Origin of the sequence: Stenotrophomonas maltophilia, assembly GCF_900186865.1 — a bacterium.
In the GTDB taxonomy this organism is placed as follows: Bacteria; Pseudomonadota; Gammaproteobacteria; order Xanthomonadales; family Xanthomonadaceae; genus Stenotrophomonas; species Stenotrophomonas maltophilia.
This window is the reverse complement of sequence record NZ_LT906480.1, coordinates 197,108-218,123: the sequence shown is the minus strand read 5'-3', so window position 1 is coordinate 218,123 and position 21,016 is coordinate 197,108. Positions and strand designations below refer to the sequence as shown.

The following is a 21,016-nucleotide window of genomic DNA, read 5'->3' as shown; positions in this document are numbered from 1 at the left end:
GGCCGCGCGGGGTCAGCCCGCGCGGTCTTCAAGGTTCCAGATCACGCCTGCCGGGTCCAGTTCGCTGGTCGTCATCCGTGATGCACGCCATCCGAAACCGCAGACCGCGAGTACCCCCTCGTTGATCGTGTCCAGGCCCAGGGCACGTTCGATGGGCTTTTCGTTGATCGCTGCAGTAATGAATGCTCCCAGGCCGGCATCCGTGGCCGCCAGGTACAGCGTCTGGGATAGATGTCCCGCTTCCATCGCGACAACCCGATAGCTTTTCCCATGCTGGCGATACTTCCAGTACGTCCTGTTGAAACGCGGGGCCAGGACCACCAGCACGTGCGCATCCGCGAACCAGTGCTGCTGCCCGACCATGGACATCACGAAGTCGCGATCGATGGCCACGGGGCAATCAACCGGCATCAGTCCGTGGCCCTGCGCTCGATAGAGGTACATGCCCGCGGCAAGTCCATCGACATTGCGCACCAGCACGTAGGCTTCGACAGGATGCAGTCCACCGCCCGAAGGGACGTTCTTCTTCAGGAACACCAGATCATCGCCTTCGCGCTGGCAGCTGCTGCTGCCGAATGCCCGTTGCAGCATCTGGCTCAGCAGGGGCAGCGGCAGTGATCGGGTGACATCGAAGTTCCGGCAGGTGACGCGCCGCGCCAGCAGTGCGTCGAAATCGTTGGACTGCTGAGGCGGCAGTGGTACCAACCCAGCGTCGGCAGCGGCAGCGTGCGGTGGCGGCGGTCCCAACGTCCTGCGCATCTGCGAGGCCGTTTCGATCTGTGATTCACGCATGTTGCGAACGGCGTCAACATCCTCCCAGCGTGAGAAGGCATGCATGACCGCAGCCAGGGGATGCCAATGCGTTGCACGCAACCGCTCGTCACGAGCGGCAACATCGTCATCCTGCCCGCGGGTCAACACCAGGCCACTGGCGATCAGCAGGTCCATCGCGGGTGAACAGGCCTCCCCTGCCTCAAGCGTGGTCCATGCACTTGGGCTCAGGCTTCCCAGCAGTGCCTGTGCCGCAGCGTCCAGCACCACCGGTCCGTCCAGGTGGGGGGCGAGTGCCTCCCAGGCAAGCGTGCGCACCAGCCCATCACCACCGCGCAGCAGGCCCTCAAACTCAAACCGGATCTGCTCGGTGGGCTGTACCACTACGATCGCGCAGCGCCTGACATCCATCGGATCAGCCCTTCCTTCATCGTGAATCCACGTTATCGAACCGCGACCCGATTCCTTTACGTCTCCCGCTCTACCCTCTCAAGAACCGCTTTGCCAAGCCGACATCACCACTGCCCCTCGACACTCCATGGATGCAGGACACAATGCCCACGTTGACGCTCTCGCTGCCGGTCGCAAGGACGCTGGTTCAGCGCCTCGCCACCGATGACACGTTCCGCCAGCTCTTCGCCACCGACACGGCCGCCGCGATACTGCTGGCTGGGCACGTTCCATCCAACCCGGCTGACCTTCAGCAGTTCGTCCAGGATTGCTGCAAGAACATCTGCCTGGCGGAGAAAGACGTCATCGCACAGGCCGAAGAGCAGATCATCGCCATGCTGACCAGTGGTACCGGCTACTCCGTGCCGATGCTTGAGGACGGTTACGGCTCGCCGCGCACGCTGCGCTGAGGCATCGAGGCCATGGTGTCGGCAGCCTCGATTGCCGGCGCCGCCATGAGCCTCCGCACATCCACTACGTTAAGCGCCTGCAGGCAGAAGCTGCATTGCGCTTCTGCATATGCAAATCCGGGGCGATCACGCAGCCAACGCGTCTGCTCCTGGGCAACATCCTTCAGGCCCGCCTCCAGCGCCAGGTCACGCACTGCCAGCCGCACCTGCAGGCGTGGCTGCTTCTTCAGCAGCGGTACGAGCAGGTCCAGCCCGGCCTGGGGCCGGCCCTCATGCTGCATCATCCGCCCGGCCAACAGGGTGACGTACTGGCGCAACACGCTGCTGTCAGGGAGATCCTGAAGCGCGTTCATCCGGGCCTGGACCGCCTTGGCCGGTGCGGCATCGCCCAGTCTCAGTGCCAGCAAGGCTGCCGCGTGTGCTGCAACCAGGCGATCCACTACCTCCACCGCGGGTTCGCCGCTCAGCTCTGCGAACGGCGCGGTCGCGGCCACGCGCGCCACCATCAGCGCCTTCGACCTTCTGCCGGCCATCATGTAGGCGACGGCCAGGGGCATGTCGAAGTTGTACCGATCCATGCCCTGGCGCTGTCCGGCAAGCATCCTTCCCTGTTCGGCGAGCTTGATGGCGCCCTCGACATCGCCTTGGTCAAGCGCAATCGTGGTAGCGAAATTGCCAGCATGGAAGTTGCCTGGATCGATCCGCGCAAGCAGCGCATTGGCCTTCTCGAACTCGGAACGCGCTGCCGCCACCGTCGCCTGGCGCATCAATGCACCTTCCCAACCATTGCCGGCGGCACGGCTGAACGCGATGTCAGCCTCTGCATAGCGCTCGCTGGCCAGCAAGGCGCGGCCGTACTGGTCCTGCGCGATCTCAGGCAGCTCGACCCTGCTTTGTGCAACACGCCTGGAAAGCGCCAGGGCCTCGGCAAGGCGGTTCTCGTGGAAAAGATTCAGACCGGCGTTGTAGCTTGCAGGCATGTAATCCGGATACAGCTCCGCCATGCGCGCCCAGCCATCGGTGGCACGATCCGGATCACTGATCTGCAGCGCCCAGTTCTGCACGTACAGGCGCTCGCGTGGTGTAAGGTGCCCTGATCGACGGTCGGCCTCTGCCAGCAGACGCCGGGCATCGCGGTAATTCATCATGGCGAAGCGACAGCGGGCTTGGCCCAGCCATGCCAGGGCGAACTCAGGATCGACCTCGATCGCCTGTCCGAAGAACGCCATCGCGCCGTTGAAATCTCCTCGGCTGTAGCGCTTCTGGCCCAAGGCAAACGCACGCAACGCATCCATGCTGCCCGTGGTCACCTCCGGCAGGGATTGGCTGTCGCGCTGGATCAATGCGGGCTCTTCGCCCAGGCGATCGCGCAGCTGGCGCGAAACTTCGTCCACCGCCGCCAGTACCGCACCCGCCTTCGCATCGGCGGATACCACGGCCAGGGTGCGCAGCGTCGACGGCTCGACCACCTCCACGCTGAAGCGGGTTCGGCCGCCGACATCGGTCGCCGATGGCACGAACACCAGGCGGGCGCCCGTGCGCACCGCCACAGCGGCGGCATCGCCACGTTCGCGGACACCGCGATCCGGCGGTTTCCGCATCATCTCAAGGGTGCGGCTGACGCGGTCGTCACTGACGACGTTGACGTAGCGGGACTGCTCGAGACTGATCCGGAACGCCTGGTCCAGGGCGTCATCGAGCAGTCGATTGCCGGTGAGGTTATGCAGCCCGCCGAGCACCACCCAGTCGCGTTCGGCGAACGCGATGGCCGGCTGTGGCCGGGTCAGCAACCAGACGCCAAGCACTGCGGCCAGCAGTACGGCGGCCTGCGCCGCCATCGCCAGCGGACGGCGCCACAACGGAAGATCACGCCGGGCCTTGGCCGTGTGCCGCAGCCGCCCCGGGGTGGGCATGCCCGCCGCCTGCACGCCGTAGACTTCGGCTGGCTGGCTCACGCCCTTGAAGCGCCATCGCCCGAACGACCGCCATTGCAGGCCTTCAGCCATCGCGCCCAGCGACCCACTGGAGCGACGCACGATGGATTCGGCCACCGCCGAAAGCAGGATCTGGCCCGGACGTGCCAACTGCATCAGGCGCGCCGCCGTCGGCTTGGCCAGGCCTTCGACTTCAATCGCCTTGGCGCCAGCCCGCACTGCCTCGGCGCTGTTCTCCCAGGTCAGCACATCGCCCACATGCAGACCGGCCCGCGCCTGCAGATGGATCTCGTGTCTCTGCCCCAGCGGCTGCAGCCCACGCTGGTAATCCAATGCGAAGCCAAGCGCGTCGATCGGGCGCTCGAACAGCATGAACAGCCCGTCGGAGCGATCGATCAGCTGGCCGTTCCAGCGCTGCTGCAGTGCCAGCACCAGGCGATCGTGTTCCTGGAACAGTTCGGCGGCAGCGACATCGCCGATGCGTTCGACCAGCAGCAGCGAGTCACACAGGTCGGTGAACAGCAGGGCGCGCAGTTGCTGGTTGTGCGGCGCCGACGTTCCGTTGTCGCCATTCATCGCCTCTGTCTCCCGATCTAGGGTGAGTCCACTGCGTCTGCCCAACGCAGGCAGTTGCCACCATCACGCTTGGCCTGGTACAGCGCACGATCCGCGCTGGCGTACCACTCGCTCCAGCCCGCATCCGGGTCCAGCAGGCTGGCGCCGATGCTGACCAGGCTGACGTGCGGCGTGCCGTGGCTGCGCTCGAGCAGGCCGTGTACCGCGCTGAGGATGAACTCTGCCGCGTGCTGCACGATCTCGTGGTTGCCACGACGCAGGATCAGGCAGAACTCGTCACCGCCGAGCCGGCAGGCCAGGTCCTGCTCACCGGCCATCGAGCGCAGGATGTTGCCCATGCTCTGCAGCACGCGATCGCCGGCCTGGTGGCCATGGCGGTCATTGATCTGCTTGAAGCGGTCGCAGTCGATGAGCAGCAGCGCCTGCGGCAGCCCACTGCCATCGGCGCGGCATTCCTGCAGGTACAGGGTGAGGCCACGGCGGTTGTGCAGCCCGGTCAGTTCATCGGTACGCACCAGTTCACGGGTGTGGGTCAGCTGGTGGGTAGTGATGTACAGGTTGTCCAGCGCGGTTTCCAGATCATGGTTGCGCCGGCGCAGCTGGCTGATCAGCGCCTGTTCGTTGGTCAGCACGCGCATGATCGTGCGGCGCAGGAAGTAGGCGACCAGGCCCGGATCGGATTCCACCAGACGATGGAAGTCGGCGGGCCCCAGCTCAAGCACCTCGCAGTCCACCAGGGCGCGCGCACTGGCGCTGCGCGGGTGATCACCCACCAGCAGGCCCAGCTCACCGAAGAACTCCTGCTGCCCGAGGGTCTTGATCACCAGGTCCTCGCCGAAATCCAGTTCGATCTGGCCTTCCAGGATCACGTACATGCGCTCGCCACGGTGGCCACGCTGGAACAGCCACTGCCCGGCATGAAGCTTGCGTGGACGGGCAAATCTGGCGAACAATGCGACCTCGGCATCGGACAGCAGCGCATGCACGATCTCGGCCATCGCCACCCGGGCGATACCTGACGTCACATCACTGTTCTCGGCCGCACCCCTGCCGGTCATTCCCTGCACCCGCCGCCAGCGTCCCCTGGTGAGCCGCGGAGCATAGCACCGCTTTAAAATGTGCGCCCTATCTCATTTTGAGCCGTGTGGTCCGCTTTCCCGATGTGAAGGCGCACGGTGGCCGTTCTGCCCGCCACGGTCCAGGGAAAAGTCGTTCCGGATCAATCTGATGGCCACCTTCACAGGGTTTCGGCCAAGTTGCCGGACTGTGGGGTGCGCTGGATTGACGCTGCATGCGTTCATCGCGTTTCCATCGATACAACAACGCCGGCAGGTCCCCCGACCGGCCGGCGTTGCCTGGCCCTTCCCTGGCCACCCTGATCGGATTCGCGCCCACGGTAGAGCTGGCCGCTGGCCGGCTTCTCCGTAGTGCACGAAGGCGCACGTGGGTGCCGGCCAGCGGCCGGCACGATCGGATCACGCGGCGCGTTCGCTGCGCCCGCCGTGGAACTGCTCCTCTTCGGTCGAGCCGGTCAACGCGGTGGTCGAGGACTGGCCCTGCTGGATCGCCTGGGTCACGGCATCGAAGTAGCCGGTGCCAACCTCGCGCTGGTGCTTGACCGCGGTGAATCCCCGCTCGGCGGCTTCGAACTCGGCTTCCTGCAGTTCCACGAACGCGCTCATCTGGCGGCGTGCGTAGCCGTGGGCCAGATTGAACATGCCGTAGTTCAGCGCGTGGAAGCCGGCCAGGGTGATGAATTGGAACTTGTAGCCATAGCTGCCCAGCTCACGCTGGAACTTGGCGATGGTGGCGTCGTCCAGGTTCTTCTTCCAGTTGAAGCTGGGCGAGCAGTTGTAGGCCAGCAGCTTGCCCGGGAACTTCGCATGGATCGCCTCGGCGAACCTGCGTGCGAATTCCAGGTCTGGCTTGCCGGTCTCGCACCACACCAGGTCGGCGTAGGGCGCGTAGGCCAGGCCACGGCTGATCGCCTGGTCCAGGCCATTGCGGGTCTTGTAGAAGCCCTCGACGGTGCGCTCGCCGGTGGTGAACGGGCGGTCGTTGGCGTCGATGTCACTGGTCAGCAGATCCGCGGCCTCGGCATCGGTGCGCGCGACCAGCAGGGTCGGCACGCCCAGCACGTCGGCGGCCAGGCGTGCGGCGTTGAGCTTCTCGATGGCCTCGCGGGTCGGCACCAGCACCTTGCCGCCCATGTGGCCGCACTTCTTCACCGACGCCAGCTGGTCTTCGAAATGCACGCCGGCGGCGCCGGCCTCGATCATCGCCTTCATCAGTTCGAAGGCGTTGAGTACGCCGCCGAAACCGGCTTCGGCGTCGGCCACGATCGGCTGCAGGAAGTCGATGTCATCCTTGCCTTCGGCGTGGTGCAGCTGATCGGCACGCAGCAGCGTGTTGTTGATGCGCTTGACCACCGCCGGCACCGAATCGGCCGGGTACAGCGACTGGTCCGGATACATCTGGCCGGCCAGGTTGGCGTCGGCCGCCACCTGCCAGCCGGACAGGTAGATCGCCTTCAGCCCGGCCTTGACCTGCTGCATGGCCTGGTTACCGGTCAGTGCGCCCAGCGCGTTGACGAACTCGCGCTCATGCAGCGATGCCCACAGCTTCTCCGCACCCAGGCGGGCCAGCGAATGCTCGATGTGGACGGTGCCGCGCAGGCGCACCACGTCGGCGGCGCTGTAGTTGCGCTGGATGCCTTCCCAACGCGGGTTGGTATCCCAGTCGTGCTGGATCTGTTCGGCAGTGGGCAGCTTGCTCATGTCTTTCTCCAGTTCGGTTCGTGCGTGCAGCGGGGAGGGAAACGGCGGGTTTGCGGGCAGTCGGTCAGTCGATGCGCGCGTAAGCCGGCAGGGTCAGGAAATCGGTCAGTTCGTCGCTGCGGCTCAGTTCGCCGAGCAGGGCGATGGCCTCGCCGATGCGTGCGCCACCGGGCAGCGCGGCGGTATCGCCCAGCCGTGCCGGCAGCTGCGAGAGGGTGGAATCCAGCAGCGCGAGGTCGATCGCGGTGCCGTCGTCCAGCTGCTGGCCCGGCGTGTGCAGCCACTGCCACAGCTGGCTGCGACTGATCTCGGCGGTGGCCGCATCCTCCATCAGGTGGTGGATCGGCACGCAGCCGTTGCCATCCAGCCAAGCGGCCAGGTAGCGCACGCAGACTTCCACGTTGCCTTCGAAACTGGCGCGGGTGATGGTGCCCGGCGGCCGTGCGATCAGTTCGTCGCGGCCGACGCGCACGTCCTGGCGCAGCACGCTGTGCTGGTTCGCACCGGGCATGTGTTCGTCGAAGATCGCCATCGCCACCGGAATCAGCGCCGGGTGTGCAACCCAGGTGCCGTCATGGCCGGCGGTGACTTCGCGCAGCTTGTCGGCGCGCACGCGGGCCATCGCCTGTTCGTTGGCGGCGGCATCGTTATTGATCGGAATCTGCGCGGCCATGCCGCCCATCGCATGCGCACCGCGGCGGTGGCAGGTCTGGATCAGCAGTTCCGAATAGGCCTTCAGGAACGGCTGGGTCATGGTCACCTGGCCGCGCTCGGGCAGCACGCGATCGGCGTGGCGGCGGAAGGTCTTCAGGTACGAGAAGATGTAGTCCCAGCGCCCGCAGTTCAGGCCGACGATGCGGTCACGCAGCGCGTGCAGGATCTCGTCCATCTCGAACACCGCCGGCAGCGTTTCGATCAGCACCGTCACCTTGATCTGGCCATGCGGCAGGCCGAGCATGCCTTCGATGTGCGACAGCGCGGTCTCCCACAGCGCCGCCTCTTCCATGCTCTGCAGCTTGGGCAGGTAGAAGTACGGGCCGCGGTCCTTCGCCTGCAGGGTGCGGGCGTTGTGGAAGGCGAACACCGCCGCGTCGAACAGGCCACCGGCCAGCGGCTGGCCGTCGATGGCCACGTGCTTTTCGTCCAGGTGCCAGCCGCGCGGGCGCACGATCAGCACCGCCTGCTCGTCGTACGGGCGCAGGCTGTAGTGCTTGCCATTTGCAGCGGTGAATTGCAGGTCACCGCGCACCGCCGCCGCCAGCGACTGCTGGCCGGCCAGGAGGTTGCGCCAGGTCGGCGAGGTCGAATCCTCGAAGTCGGCCATGAACACCTTGGCGCCGGAGTTCAGCGCGTTGATGACCATCTTCGGGTCGGTCGGGCCGGTGATCTCGACGCGGCGGTCCTGCAGCGCGGCCGGCAGCGGGGCAACGCGCCAGTCGCCGTTGCGGATCGCGGTGGTGTCTTCGCGGAAGTCCGGCAGGCCGCCCTGATCGAAGAACGCCTGGCGCTCGCGGCGGGCCTGCAGCCGTGCCTGCCGGCCCGGTTCCACCGCACGGTGCAGCGACACCAGCAGGGCCAGCAGCGGCGCCGGCAGCACGGTGTCCTGGCCGGCCACGCGGGTCGCCAGGGCGATGCCGGGGGTAGCCTTGCTGGCAGGGGTGGGAACAGCGGAAGCGACGGCGGACATGGGGCGACTCCAGCGGTGGGGGAACGACTCCACGGTGCCGCTGGGCCGGAGTATTTGGCAAAACAGTTTTTGCAATGCTTTACATAAATTGTGCTAATACTTGTGACGCCATGACCACGCGCCCCTCGCCAAGTCCGCGTTTTTCCTACAAATCCGACCGGTTGAAGCCGCTGCGCGCGTTCTGCCAGACCGTGCGCCTGGGTTCGGTCTCACGGGCGGCTGAGGCACTTTTCGTCAGCCAGCCGGCGATCAGCCTTCAGTTGCAGGCGCTGGAGCGGGAGCTGGGGGTGCCGCTGTTCGAGCGCAGCGGGCGGCGCCTGGTGCCCAGCCGCGAGGGCCAGCTGCTGTATGAAATGGCGCAGCCACTGGTGGAAAACCTGGACGGGCTGGAGGCGCGCTTCCGCGACAAGGTGCGCGGACTGGATGCGGGCGAACTGAACATCGCCGCCAACAGTTCCACCATCCTCTACCTGCTGCCCAAGATCGTCGAACGCTTCCGCCTGCATCACCCGGACGTGCGTCTGACCCTGCACAACGCGATCAGCGCCGACGGCACCGACCTGCTGCGCGAGGATGCCGCCGACCTGGCGATCGGTTCGATGACCGATGTGCCGGCCGACCTGAGCTACGCCCCGGCCTACCGCTTCGAGCAGGTGCTGATCGCACCGCACGATCATCCGCTGGCCAGTGGCGGCGAGCTGGAGCTGGCCGACATCGCGCGCTATCCGCTGGTACTGCCGCCGAAGCGGCAGATCACCTATCGCCTGGTGGACCAGGTGTTCCAGCGCCACCGCATCGCCTACACCGTGGCACTGGAGGTCGGCGGCTGGGAGGTGATCAAGCAGTACGTGGCGATGGGCATGGGCATTTCGATCGTGCCGGCGCTGTGCCTGAACGAGGCCGACCGCGAGCGGTTGGCGGCGCGGTCGATGAAGCGCTGGTTCCCGGAACGCAGTTACGGGGTGATCGTGCGCCGGGGCAAGGCGCTGTCGGCGCAGGCGCGGGCGTTCATCGAGCTGATCCAGCCGGAGTTGTTCAGCCCGCGCGATTACGACCAGAGCGGGCATTCGGAGCGGTGAGGGGTGTTCGGCAGGGCTGCGCCCTGCACCTGCCGAATCAACGTCAACGGCAACTGCAACTGCAACTGCAACGTCAAAAGCCGGGCTTCCGTGAGATGGCGGGGTGGGTCCGGTTGCGGGGGACGCTGCAAGTACGTCCCTGTAAGCTCGGTCGCCGCATCCATGCGGCTCACGCCCCCGCAACCGGACCCACCCCGCCTTCGACAGTTGGTTGCTGCTGTTGGTGCCAGCTGCTGTTGGTGGGTGCCGACCGTTGGTCGGCACGGGATCGGATCCCATCTCTGATTCATTTCCGGCTGACGATGAATAAACTGGCCGCATGTCCATCGAACTCCGCCACCTGCGTTACTTCCTCGCTGTTGCCGATACGCTGCACTTCGGCCAGGCGGCGGAGCGGCTGGGCATGTCGCAGCCGCCGCTCAGCCAGCAGATCCGCCAGCTGGAGGACCTGATCGGTGCGCGCCTGTTCGTGCGCAGCCATCGTCGTGTGCAGCTGACGCCTGCGGGCGAGCTGCTGCAGGAACGTGCACGCGCCATCGTGCAGCAGGTGGAGACGGCGGTGGACGAGGTACAGCGCGCGCAGCGCGGTGAGCAGGGTGAACTGCACATCGGCCTGACCCGCGCCACGCCGCTGTCGCCGCAGATTCCGCGTTCGATCCTGCATTACCGCCAGCAGTATCCGCAGGTGCGGCTGCAGCTGAGCGAGATGAACACCCTGCAGCAGATCGACGCGCTGCTCGACGGCTCACTGGACGTGGGCATCATCCGCAAGCGTGCGCTGCCGCCGGAACTGGTGGCGCACAGCCTGTTCGTCGATCCGCTGGCGTTGATCGTGCATGCCGACCATCCTGCCCTGCGCAGACTGTCGAAGCAGGGCACGCTGTCGCTGCGCGACTTCGCGCAGGAGCCATTCGTGGCGTTCCGCCGCAGTGCCGGTGCCGGCATCCATGACCACATGATCGCGTTGTGCGCGGCTGCCGGATTCACGCCGCGCATCGTGCAGGAGGCGGGTGAAGCCTCGACGCTGATCAGCCTGGCCGCCGCGGGCCTGGGCGCCGCGATCCTGCCGTCTTCGTGCGATCACATCCGGGTGGAAGGATCGCGCTTCGTGGCGCTGGCCGATGCCGGTGCCCATTCGGAAGTGCAGCTGGCGTGGCATCGCGAACGGGTAACCCCGTTGATCCGCAATTTCGCCACGCTGCTGCGCGGGGCATTCGCCGGTAGAGTCGACTGTTAGTTGTGATCTCTCGGTAGGTTGTTCATCCGGGGCATCTTTGGAAAATGGTGGTTACCACACCTCTCCAGACCCCAAAGAGCCCGGATGAACCACCATAAAAATGCCCGTTTGACGCCGTTTAGTCGAGAACTTCTTGTCCGCCGCATCACTGAGCAAGGCCTTCGGCCAGAAGAGGCCGCCCAGGCTTGCGGGGTGAGTGTACGCACGGCTTACAAGTGGCCGGCCCGGTATCGAGCCGAGGGCCTGATTGGGCTGCAGAACCGCAGCTCTCGGCCCAGCCGCAGCCCCCATGGCACCCCTGAGGCATTGGTAGAGCAGATCGTCCAGCGTCGACGTCAACGGCAAACCTACCTGACCATTTCCAAGGCATTGGGTGTGGCTCACAGCACCATTTCACGACTGATGCGCCGACGAGGACTCAATCGCCTGTGCCTTCTGGACCCACCGAAGAAGGCGGTCCGGTATGAGTACGACAGCCCGGGCGGCTTGCTGCACTTGGATATCAAGAAACTCGGCAACTTCCACCGGCCCGGACACCGGGTCGATCCGAATCGGCGTGGCAATGCTGGCGGCGGTGGCTGGGGCTATGTCCATGTGGCCATTGATGACCACTCCCGAGTCGCCTTCAGTAGCGTTCACACCGATGAGAAGGGCTCAACGGCCTGCCAAGCGCTGCTGGCCGCTTTGGCGTACTACAAGACGCTGGGGGTCACCTTCCAGCGTGTTCTGACTGACAACGGCGCCTGCTATCGCTCCGGCGTCTTCGCTCGACTCGTCGCCTCGTTGGGCATGAAGCACTATCGGACCAAGCCCTACACCCCGCGAACCAACGGTAAGGCCGAGCGCTTCATCCAGACCAGCTTGCGTGAATGGGCCTACGCCTGCGAGTACGCTTCGTCAGAGCAACGCAACGCCGTGCTACCTGAATGGCTGCATCATTACAACTGGCACCGACCCCACATGGGGATCGGCAGCCAGCCGCCTATTTCCAGAATCCCGCTGAACAACGTGGTGGGTTTACACAGTTAGTCGACTATCGCGCGCAGCGCGGGGTTTTCGCGATCTGATGGAAGAGCAGTCGACTAACAGTCGACTCTACCTCGGCAGACCCGCCACACCGTGGTTGCCGGCCAGCGGCCGGCACTACCGTGCGTTGGGTCACGCCGTGACCGGCTGCGGCGCGCGCTGCTGCAGCGCCCAGACGATGCCACCGCCGATCAGGGTCAGCACGGCGGCGAACGCACACACGCCAAGCCAGTCCCAGGCTGCATAGGCCAGGCCACCCACACCGCCCAGCACGCTGGACCCCAGGTAGTAGGCGAACAGGTACAGCGCCGAGGCTTCCGCACGCATCGCACCGGCGCGGCTTCCAACCCAGCTGCTGGCCACGGAATGACCACCGAAGAAGCCGAAGGTCACCAGTGCGATACCCAGCGCCATCGTGCTCAGCCACGGCATCGCCAGCAGCGCGATGCCGGCGCCGATCAGCGCGAACGAGATCGACAGGATGCGGCCGCGTCCGTAGCGCGTGGCCTGCTGGCCCATCCACGCCGAACTGAAGGTACCCACCAGATAGACGCTGAAGATCAGCCCGACCACGGTCTGGCTGAGATGGTAGGGCGGCGCCAGCAGGTGATAGCCCAGGTAGTTGTAGAGGGTGACGAACACGCCCATCAGTACGAACGAGGTGGCGAACAGCCACGGCAGGCCCGGGTCGGCGAACAGCGTGCGCCAGCGCGACGGCAATTGGCGCAGGCCGCCGCGACGTGCATGGAAGTGACGCGACGGCGGCAGCTGCAGCCACAGCAGCACGGTGCTGGCCACGGCGATGATCGAGACCACGCCGATGCCCCAGCGCCAGCCCCAATGGTCGGCGATGATGCCGGCCAGCAGGCGCCCGCTCATGCCACCGATGGCGTTGCCGCCGATGTACAGGCCCATCGCCAGGCCCAGCGCGCGGCTGTCCATTTCCTCGACCAGGTAGGTCATCGCTACCGCCGGCACGCCGCTCAGCGCCAGGCCAAGCAGGGTCCGCAGCACCAGCAGCGTGGTCCAGTCGTCCACCAGCGCGGTGCACAGCGACAGCATGGCCGACGCCAACAGCGCAACGATCATCAACGGGCGACGGCCGACCGCGTCGGACAGCAGGCCGGCCAGCAGCATCGCCACCGCCAGCGTGCCAGTGGTCAACGACAGCGACATCGCGCTGCCGGCGGCGGACACGCCGAAGTGACGGCTGAACTCGGGCAGCAGCGGCTGCACGGTGTACAGCAGGCCGAAGGTGGAGAAGCCGGCCAGGAACAGCGCCAGCGCGGTGCGGCGGAAGGCCGGGGTGCCCTGCTGGATGCGGGTGTCGGTGCCGGTATCGAGAGTGGAGGGACGGCCTTCAACGGCCGCCGCAGTTTCGCCAGTCATGGAATCGAAGGGCCGGTGGGGACGGCCGGGCGTGGGAGGGAACGGGCCTCAGACTAGGCCCGTCCATCCAGTCGATCCATAACCTGATAAGTCAGGATTGATACTCAAGAAGTATCAATTCAGCTTACAGGCGCTGCCACTCGAAACCGTCGCCGCGGCGGTAGTACACCGCCACCGCACGGCCGTAGACCTTGTCGGCATCTACGAAGCCGAAGAAGCGGCCATCGAAGCTGTTGCCACGGTGGTCACCCAGCACCAGCACCTTGCCGTCCGGCACCACCAGGTCGGCGATGTCCGGGCCGCCCCCCATGTCCAGATCGAGGCTGGCACGGCGTTCACCGAAGGCTTCCACATCCTGCAGGTCCGCAGTCTGCAGCGGCTGGCCGTTGATGGTCAGGTGCCCTTCGTGCAGCTGTACATGGTCACCGGCCACTGCGGCAACGCGCTTGATCAGGCGGGTGCCGTCGGCTGGCGAATCGAATACCGCCACTTCGCCGCGCTGCGGCGTGCCGGTGGACATCAGTTCCCTGCTGGTGAATGGCAGGCGCAGGCCGTAGGCGCGCATGTCCACCACCACCCGGTCGCCGGGCTGCAGGGTCGGCTGCATCGAACCGCTGGGCACCACGTAGTGGTTGGCGAGGGTATCGCGGGCGGCGGCGAGCAGGCCGAGCATCACCAGCAACGGCAGCGCCTCCTTTTTCAGCCAGGCCAGCGCGCGATCAGAAAAGGGAGGGCGGGCAACGGCGTCCATGGCAGGCTCCGGGTGGGTGGTAGCTGCATCAGACCACACATGGGGGGAGAGGTTCCCGGTAGCGCCAGGTTACGCAGGTTTTACGCGCGGGACCGGCCGCGGGCATCGCACCTTTACGGCCAGCACGCGCATCGTGTGCCCACCGCGCCGCAGGGCGCATTCCGCAAGGTGTTGTATGACCCTCCTGGTGATCCGCCACGCATCTTCGTCCGTGCCGCGCCCGCAGCTGCCGGCGCAGCTGAACGGCCATCGCGTGCTGTGCAGCGACTGCGCCAGCCTGTCCGAAGTGCGCCAGTGCCTGTGCCAGCCGCAGGCGCGTTCGGCCGACTGGGTGCTGCTGGATGTCGGCGTGGCCGACGAGGCGCAATGGCAGGCCGAGGGCGGTGCGCTGCAGGCGGCGCTGGAACGGCTGCCGGCGCAGTACATCGAGTTGCAGGCACCCAGCGAGCCCGGCCTGGAGGCGCGCCTGCGACTGCAGCATGGCCCGGCGGCGGTGGTCATCGACCAGCGCAGCCAGCAGGCCGGTTATCCGTTGTCGCTGGCCATCGTCGGCCGCCGCCTGGCGCAGGAGGGCTGAGCCATGTCGATCTTCATCATCCGTGGCCCGGAAGCCGCCGGTGCGCTGATCCGTACCGCCATGCCGCTGCCGGCACCGGTACTGAAGTCGTTGGTGCACCGGGCGATCGACGCCGGCACCAGCGTGGCGATACGCGCCTGCGGCTCGGAACAGGAACTGCTGGACGCCCTGCGCGTGGCCGACCACAGCCGCGGCGAGGTGACGCTGCTGGACCCGGGTGCGTGTGCAAACAGCCTGCGTCTTCAGCGCCTGCTGCCCTACCTGCACAACGCCTACGTGGAAGTACATGACGACGGCGCGGTGGCCGAGCCGTGCCTGCCGGCCGGTGTCGGCCAGCGCCTGGGCATCGCCGCCGGGTACGGTGCGCAGAGCTATGTGCTGGCGCTGGACATCGCGCTGGATCACCTGGGGCTGGCCGAACAAGCCAACCGGGTACACGTGGGGACGTGATGGCCGGGCTGTGCCCGGCACCCGGTAGTGCCGGCCGCTGGCCGGCAACCTCAACAGCAACAGCAACAGCCAAAGCCGGTTTCCTGGGGGATGGCGGGGTGGGTCCGGTTGCGGGGGACGCTGCAAGTACGTCCCTGTAAGCTTGGCCGCGGCATCCATGCCGCGGACACCCCCGCAACCGGACCCACCCCGCCTTCGACAGATCTCCGCGAACTGTCGGAACAGCATGGCCTGCTTTTGGTGGGTGTCGACCTTGGTCGATACATGGATCCACGCCATGCGTGGATGAGCGGCAAACTGCGGAATCTGTCGATGGCATCGATTCAACGAAAAACGGCGGGGTTTCCCCCGCCGTTATTTCTTTCGTACTCCAGGTCGCGCTTATTTCAGCCCGCGGAACTTCAGCAGCGGTTCCACCGACGGGTCCTTGCCGCGGAAATCGCGGTACAGGGTCGACAGCTCCACGCTGTTGCCGCGCGAGAGGATCTTGTCGCGGAATTCCTGGCCATTGGCGGCGGTCAGGCCACCGTGTTCGGTGAACCACTGGTAGGCGTCATGGTCCAGCACTTCCGCCCAGAAGTAGGCGTAATAGCCGGCCGAGTAACCGCCACCCCAGATGTGGTCGAAGTAGGTGGTGCGGTAACGCGGCGGCACCTGCGGCAGGTCGACCTTGAACTTCTTCAGCGCGCTCGCTTCAAAGGCGCCGACATCCTGCAGCGGCGCGTCAGCCTTCTGCGTGTGCCAGGCCAGGTCCAGCAGTGCGGCCGACAGGTACTCGGTGGTCGCATAGCCCTGGTTGAAGCTGCGTGCCTTGAGGATCTTGTCGACCAGCTCCTGCGGCATCGCCTCGCCGGTCTTGTAGTGCTTGGCGTAGTTGGCGAACACCTTCGGGTCCAGCGCCCAGTGCTCGTTGAACTGCGACGGGAACTCGACGAAGTCGCGCGAGGTGGCGGTGCCGGCAATCGACGGATACTTCACGTTCGAGAACATGCCATGCAGTGCATGGCCGAACTCATGGAACATGGTGGTGACGTCGTCGAAGCTGATCAGCGCAGGCTGGCCGGCGGCCGGCTTGGTGAAGTTGCAGACGTTGTAGACCACCGGCTTGGCGCCGGTCAGGCCGTCCTGCTCGACGAACACGTCCATCCAGGCGCCGCCAGACTTGCTGTCACGCTTGAAGTAGTCGGTGTAGAACAGGGCCAGCGAGGTGCCGTCCTTGTCGAACACTTCGTACACCTTCATGTCCGGGTTGTAGGTCGGAATGTCGGTACGCGGCTTGAAGGTGATGCCGTACAGCTGGGTGGCGGCGTAGAAGACGCCGTTCTGCAGCACGTTGTCCAGTTCGAAGTACGGCTTGATCTGCGACTCGTCCAGATCGTACTTGGCCTTGCGCACCTGCTCGGCGTAGAAATCCCAGTCCGAGGCGGCGACCTGGAAGCCGCCCTTCTGCGCGTCGATCACCTTCTGGATCTCGCCGGCTTCGGCGCGCGCCTTGGCGGTAGCGGCCGGCACGGTGTCGGTCAGCAGCTTCAGCGCGGCAGCCGGGGTCTTGGCCATCTGGTCGCCCAGCTGGTAGTCGGCGAAGGTGCCGAAGCCAAGCAGCTTGGCCTTTTGCGCACGCAGCTGGGCCAGGCGCTGCACGGTCTGCCGGGTGTCGTTGGCATCGCCACGCTCGGCGCGGGTTTCCGAAGCCTTCAGCACGGCGGCACGCTGGTCGCGGTCACTCAGCGAGCCGAGCACCGGCTGCTGGGTGGTGTTCTGCAGCGGCAGCAGGAACTTGCCATCCAGCTTGCGCTCCTTCGCTGCGTTGGCGGCGTTGTTGATCGCATCCTCGTCCAGGCCGGCCAGCTTGGCCTTGTCGTCAACGACAACGGCCGCAGCGGCGGTAGCGGCCACCAGGCGGGTGTGGAACTGGGTGGAAAGGGTGGTTTCTTCCACGTTGAGCTTGCGCAGCGATGCCTTGTCGGCGTCGGACAGCTGTGCGCCGGCGCGCACCAGGCCATCGTAGTAGTGCTCGACCAGGCGCTTCTGCACCGGATCCAGTTCAAGCGTGTCGCGCTGGTCATAGATCGACTTCACGCGCGCGAACAGCTTCGGGTCGAGGTTGATCTCGTCCTGGTGCGCAGCCAGCTTCGGCGCCACTTCTTCCTGGATCTTCTGGCGCGCATCGTTGGTATCGGCCTGGACCAGGCCGAAGAAGATGCGCGACACGCGGGTCAGGGTCTCGCCGCTGCGCTCCATCGCCACGATGGTGTTGTCGAAGGTGGCCGGCTCGCTGCTGTCGGCGATCTTGCGAACGTCGGCCAGGTGCTGGCGCATGCCTTCTTCGAAGGCCGGCAGGTAGTCGCTGTCCTTGATCTTGTCGAACTGCGGCGCCTGGAACGGCAGCGTGCTGGCGCTCAGCAGCGGATTGGTGGAGGCTTCGGCCGGCTGCTGGGCCGGGGCTTTCTGGGCATCGGACACGGGGGTGGACTCCTTGCCGGAACAGGCCGCCAGCGCCAGGCTGATGGCGGCGGCCAGGACTACGGTACGCGACATGTAAAACGCTCCTTGGGCAGACGGTATGGAATACCAGCCCTCCACCCTACTCCTGTCGCGCTCGCCCGGCATGTGCCGGACGTGGCGTCTATGCGACGGCCTGCGGCCGGCTCAGACCGTGCCGCGGGTCTTGCCGATCCACGGCCGGTAGAACTCGCGGATGGCGGCCATGTCGGCAGCATCGTCGCCGGTCGGCTGGAACAGCGGGCCGATGCCGATGGTCTTTTCCGGGTAATGGAAATAGGCGGCCAGGATCGGCACGTCGGCCATCCGGGCGATCTTCAGGAAGCCGGCCTTCCACTCCTTCACCGCCTTTCGGGTGCCCTCGGGGGTGATGGCGAACCACATCTTCTCGTTGTTGCGCAGCAGGTCCACCGCCTGGCCCACCGTGCCCTGCGGCGAGCTGCGGTCCAGCGGGATCACGCCCAGCTTGTGCAGCAGCGGCCCCAGCGGCCACCAGAACAGCGAGGCCTTGCCCAGCACCTTCACCTTCATGCCCAGCGCGATCTTGGCCGCCATGCCCCACAGGCCGTCCCAGTTGGACGAATGCGGCGCGATGATGAACACCAGGCGCGGGATGTCAGGCAGGGTGCCGGTCACCTTCCAGCCGCCCATGCGCAGGGTGCAGCGCGCCAGCCAGCGCAGGAAGGCGTTGGGTTTGACCTGTGGCATCTGCGGCGGCACGGCCGGCAGCAGCGGAGTCGGGTTGTTCAAGCAATCACTCCCAGTCACGTGATGAGCGCCCGCGCTTGATCTGCGCGCGCCCGCGTTTGGCGTCCAGACGACGCAGTTTCGACCCGAGGGTCGGCTTGGTGGCCTTGCGCGGTTTGGGCACGCTCAGCCCGGCCTGGATGAAGGCCGCCAGCCGCTCGCGCGCATCCTCGCGATTGCGATCCTGGGTGCGGAAACGTTGCGCGTCGATGACCAGCACGCCTTCGCCGGTCATGCGCCGGTCACGCCGCGCCAGCAGGCGCGTGCGCAACGGTTCGGGCAACGAGGGCGAGTTGGCCACGTCGAAACGCAGTTCCACCGCAGTGGAGACCTTGTTGACGTTCTGGCCACCGGCACCGCTGGCACGCACGAACCGCTCGACGATCTCGCCGTCGGGGATTTCAAGCTGCGCGTTGATGGTGACCGGTCCACTGCCCATCCGCGCATTGTAGCGGCAGCCACGTGTCGGAGTGCGCATCGCGCGCCGTATGCCGCCGATCAGGTACCGAACACGCCGCCTTCGCCTTGGCTGCGGGTATGCTGGCCGTCCCATGTACCGCAGGAAGCTTCGCATGACCCGCTCCGCACCCGCCCTGCCGTCCCTGCTGCGCCGCGCCGCCCTGCTGCTGGCGCTGGCCGTGGCCAGTGTCCCCGCCCTGGCCGCGCCGCCGACCGATGGCGACATCAACCGTCTGCTGTCCGCGTCACGTGCGCAGAGCATGATCGACACCATGCTGCCGCAGATCGAGGCGATGCAGCAGCAGCAGTTCCAGCAGGTGGCCGCACAGCGCCAGCTCAATGCCCAGCAGCAGGAGCAGCTGAAGCGGATCCAGGCACGGACCAGCCAGACCCTGCGCCAGGCACTGTCCTGGCAGCAGCTGCGGCCGATGTACGTGGACCTGTACAAGAAGACTTTCAGCAAGGAAGACGTGCTGGCGATGGCCGAGTTCTACGAGAGCGCGGCCGGCCAGAGCCTGCTGGACAAGACCCCGGCCCTGATGCAGAACGTGATGGTGGCGATCCAGGCGCGCATGCAGCCGCTGTTCGCGGACCTGCAGAAGGACCTGGAAGCGATCGTCAACGAGCCGGAAAAGAAGTGAGGTCGTGCCGGCCGCTGGCCGGCAACCTCGTACGGTTGGGATCAGGCAGATGCCGGCCAGCGGCCGGCACTACCGTCTATAGGTCCACCTGCCAGCCGAACAGGTCCAGCGCCTTCTGGAACTCACGATCCAGCGGCGCACTGACATCCACGTTGCCACCCTCAGGATGCGGGAAGCGCAGGCGCTCGGCGTGCAGCAGCATGCGGTGCACGCCCTGCATGCGGAAGATGCGGTTGTGGCGGCCATCACCGTGGCTGGTGTCGCCGATCATGTGATGCGACAGGTGCTTGAGGTGCCGGCGGATCTGCCGGAAGCGCCCGGTCTGTGGCTGGCAGCGCAGCAACGCATAACGCGAGCTGGTGAATTCACCGACCGGCACCGACAACTCTCCGGTGGCCAGGCGCTGGAAGTCGGTGACCGCCGGCTTTTTCACCGGTTTGCCCGGGCCGCCGTCCAGATCATGATCGACCTGCCAGGCGAGTTCGGCCGGCCGGCCCCGGCAGACGGTCAGGTAGTCCTTCAGCACCTCGCCACCCATCAGCGCCTTGCCCAGCGCACTGGCGGTCTCGCGGTCAAAGGCCAGCAGCAGGCAGCCACTGGTGGCCCGGTCCAGGCGATGCACGAGCAAGATCGGGCGGCCCAGCTGCTCGCGCAGGCGGTCGGCCAGGAAGTCGTCTTCGCCACGGGCCAGCTTGCTGTCGTGGACCATCAGCCCGGCAGGCTTGTTGACCACGGCCAGGCGCTCATCCAGGTGCAGCAGCTGCAGGGGCGCGGTTTCAGTCTCGACCGCGGCGAGGGTGTCAGGTTCGGTGCTCACGGCGGGATTATCGAGGCTGGGCACTGAATGCGGTAGAGCCGGCCGCTGGCCGGCTGCCTGCGGATCGTCTGGCTGCTGGGCTTGCCGGCCAGCGGCCGGCACTACCAGATCAGGCGCGGCCAGCACTACCGGATCAGGCGCGGGCAGCACGGCGGTCAGGCGTTGCGTACGGCCAGCAGCTCGCCGTTGCCCACCGGCACCAGGCTGGTGCTGAAGTCCGGATCAGCGTCCAGCAGCGTCCGCAGCGGTTCCATCTCTCCCGCATGCGAGGTGGCGTTGTCCACCACCAGCAGGCCACCCGGACGCAGCACGCGGCGCAGCTGCGGCCACCAGCCGGCGTATTGCCCGCGGTCCGAATCGAGGAACAGCAGGTCAATGCTGGCATCGGCGGCCTCTGCCAGCCACGGCCCGGCATCGCCGTGGACCAGCGTGATGCGATCGGCCAGGCCACTGCGCGCGAAGGTGTCACGCGCCATCGCCGCCTTGTCCTCGGCGTATTCCAGCGTGGTCACGTGGCCGTTGATGGCGGCGGCTGCCTCGGCCAGCCACAGCGTCGAATAGCCGTTGGACGTACCGATTTCCAGCACCCGGCGCGCAGTGCCGAAGCGCACCAGCACCGACAGGAATTCACCGGTCTCCGGCGTGATGTTGAGCATGCGTCGGCCGCGCGCACTTTCGCGTGCGTCGTTGTCGGCGCCGAAGCGGGCCAGTTCGTCCTTGAGTGCCTGCAGCATGG

General features: G+C 66.3%; 19 protein-coding genes. 7 read left to right on the top strand and 12 right to left on the bottom strand.

Annotated elements, in window-relative coordinates; all coding sequences use genetic code 11:
• Positions 1 to 12 precede the first annotated feature (12 nt).
• A complete protein-coding gene (locus tag CKW06_RS00995; protein WP_024956229.1) occupies positions 13 to 1,182 on the bottom strand; it encodes a putative peptide maturation dehydrogenase in 1,170 nt (389 codons plus the stop codon).
• Between the two features lie 143 nt (positions 1,183 to 1,325).
• On the opposite strand from CKW06_RS00995, the gene CKW06_RS00990 reads away from it, so the two are divergent.
• Complete coding sequence (locus CKW06_RS00990) at positions 1,326 to 1,631, top strand: NHLP-related RiPP peptide (RefSeq protein WP_005407656.1); 306 nt, start codon at positions 1,326 to 1,328, stop codon at positions 1,629 to 1,631.
• Here the strand turns inward: CKW06_RS00990 and CKW06_RS00985 are convergent.
• From CKW06_RS00985 to aceB, 4 genes are all read right to left on the bottom strand, one after another.
• Complete coding sequence (locus tag CKW06_RS00985) at positions 1,604 to 4,141, bottom strand: putative peptide modification system cyclase (RefSeq protein ID WP_024956230.1); 2,538 nt, start codon at positions 4,139 to 4,141, stop codon at positions 1,604 to 1,606. The two genes, CKW06_RS00990 and CKW06_RS00985, sit on opposite strands and share 28 nt — an antisense overlap.
• 17 nt (positions 4,142 to 4,158) lie before the next feature.
• Positions 4,159 to 5,199, bottom strand: a complete 1,041-nt coding sequence (locus CKW06_RS00980) for a GGDEF domain-containing protein (protein WP_024956231.1) — start codon at positions 5,197 to 5,199, stop codon at positions 4,159 to 4,161.
• Between the two features lie 417 nt (positions 5,200 to 5,616).
• On the bottom strand, positions 5,617 to 6,918 hold the full coding sequence (aceA, locus tag CKW06_RS00975) for an isocitrate lyase (RefSeq protein ID WP_024956232.1): 1,302 nt from the start codon (positions 6,916 to 6,918) through the stop codon (positions 5,617 to 5,619).
• A gap of 64 nt (positions 6,919 to 6,982) precedes the next feature.
• Positions 6,983 to 8,605 carry a malate synthase A gene (aceB, locus tag CKW06_RS00970; protein WP_024956233.1) on the bottom strand — a complete coding sequence of 541 codons (1,623 nt, stop codon included), beginning with the start codon at positions 8,603 to 8,605 and terminating at the stop codon, positions 6,983 to 6,985.
• A gap of 110 nt (positions 8,606 to 8,715) precedes the next feature.
• On the opposite strand from aceB, the gene CKW06_RS00965 reads away from it, so the two are divergent.
• From CKW06_RS00965 to CKW06_RS00955, 3 genes are all read left to right on the top strand, one after another.
• Positions 8,716 to 9,684 carry a LysR family transcriptional regulator gene (locus tag CKW06_RS00965; protein ID WP_024956234.1) on the top strand — a complete coding sequence of 323 codons (969 nt, stop codon included), beginning with the start codon at positions 8,716 to 8,718 and terminating at the stop codon, positions 9,682 to 9,684.
• A 319-nt stretch (positions 9,685 to 10,003) separates the two neighbouring features.
• Positions 10,004 to 10,921 (top strand): LysR family transcriptional regulator, encoded by a 918-nt coding sequence (locus CKW06_RS00960; protein WP_024958551.1) that lies wholly within the window; start codon positions 10,004 to 10,006, stop codon positions 10,919 to 10,921.
• A gap of 84 nt (positions 10,922 to 11,005) precedes the next feature.
• Entirely contained in the window at positions 11,006 to 11,950 is a 945-nt protein-coding gene (locus CKW06_RS00955; protein ID WP_024958550.1) for an IS481-like element ISStma12 family transposase, read from the top strand.
• A gap of 129 nt (positions 11,951 to 12,079) precedes the next feature.
• Here the strand turns inward: CKW06_RS00955 and CKW06_RS00950 are convergent, their stop codons facing one another.
• Together CKW06_RS00950 and lepB are read right to left on the bottom strand one after the other, a co-directional pair.
• Complete coding sequence (locus tag CKW06_RS00950; RefSeq protein ID WP_012478788.1) at positions 12,080 to 13,336, bottom strand: MFS transporter; 1,257 nt, start codon at positions 13,334 to 13,336, stop codon at positions 12,080 to 12,082.
• Between the two features lie 124 nt (positions 13,337 to 13,460).
• Positions 13,461 to 14,087 carry a signal peptidase I gene (lepB, locus tag CKW06_RS00945; RefSeq protein WP_005407648.1) on the bottom strand — a complete coding sequence of 209 codons (627 nt, stop codon included), beginning with the start codon at positions 14,085 to 14,087 and terminating at the stop codon, positions 13,461 to 13,463.
• A 175-nt stretch (positions 14,088 to 14,262) separates the two neighbouring features.
• Between lepB and CKW06_RS00940 the strand changes: the two genes are divergently transcribed.
• Both CKW06_RS00940 and CKW06_RS00935 read left to right on the top strand, forming a co-directional pair.
• The gene (locus CKW06_RS00940) at positions 14,263 to 14,664 is read left to right on the top strand and encodes a hypothetical protein (protein ID WP_005411912.1); all 402 of its coding nucleotides are present in this window, start codon (positions 14,263 to 14,265) and stop codon (positions 14,662 to 14,664) included.
• Between the two features lie 3 nt (positions 14,665 to 14,667).
• Positions 14,668 to 15,114: a 3-dehydroquinate dehydratase gene (locus CKW06_RS00935; protein ID WP_004153636.1), complete on the top strand. Its 447-nt coding sequence runs from the start codon at positions 14,668 to 14,670 to the stop codon at positions 15,112 to 15,114.
• 381 nt (positions 15,115 to 15,495) lie between these two features.
• On the opposite strand, the gene dcp is transcribed toward CKW06_RS00935, so the two are convergent.
• From dcp to arfB, 3 genes are all read right to left on the bottom strand, one after another.
• A complete protein-coding gene (gene dcp, locus CKW06_RS00930; RefSeq protein WP_024958825.1) occupies positions 15,496 to 17,652 on the bottom strand; it encodes a peptidyl-dipeptidase Dcp in 2,157 nt (718 codons plus the stop codon).
• 111 nt (positions 17,653 to 17,763) lie between these two features.
• Positions 17,764 to 18,366, bottom strand: coding sequence for a lysophospholipid acyltransferase family protein (locus tag CKW06_RS00925; RefSeq protein WP_005407645.1), 603 nt, complete (start codon positions 18,364 to 18,366; stop codon positions 17,764 to 17,766).
• Between the two features lie 4 nt (positions 18,367 to 18,370).
• Positions 18,371 to 18,802, bottom strand: coding sequence for an alternative ribosome rescue aminoacyl-tRNA hydrolase ArfB (arfB, locus tag CKW06_RS00920; RefSeq protein WP_005407644.1), 432 nt, complete (start codon positions 18,800 to 18,802; stop codon positions 18,371 to 18,373).
• A gap of 133 nt (positions 18,803 to 18,935) precedes the next feature.
• Between arfB and CKW06_RS00915 the strand changes: the two genes are divergently transcribed.
• Positions 18,936 to 19,463: a DUF2059 domain-containing protein gene (locus CKW06_RS00915; protein ID WP_005407643.1), complete on the top strand. Its 528-nt coding sequence runs from the start codon at positions 18,936 to 18,938 to the stop codon at positions 19,461 to 19,463.
• Positions 19,464 to 19,539: 76 nt separating this feature from the next.
• Here the strand turns inward: CKW06_RS00915 and CKW06_RS00910 are convergent, their stop codons facing one another.
• Both CKW06_RS00910 and CKW06_RS00905 read right to left on the bottom strand, forming a co-directional pair.
• Positions 19,540 to 20,280, bottom strand: a complete 741-nt coding sequence (locus CKW06_RS00910; RefSeq protein WP_024958826.1) for a pseudouridine synthase — start codon at positions 20,278 to 20,280, stop codon at positions 19,540 to 19,542.
• Between the two features lie 155 nt (positions 20,281 to 20,435).
• Positions 20,436 to 21,014, bottom strand: coding sequence for an O-methyltransferase (locus CKW06_RS00905; protein WP_024958827.1), 579 nt, complete (start codon positions 21,012 to 21,014; stop codon positions 20,436 to 20,438).
• Positions 21,015 to 21,016 lie beyond the last annotated feature (2 nt).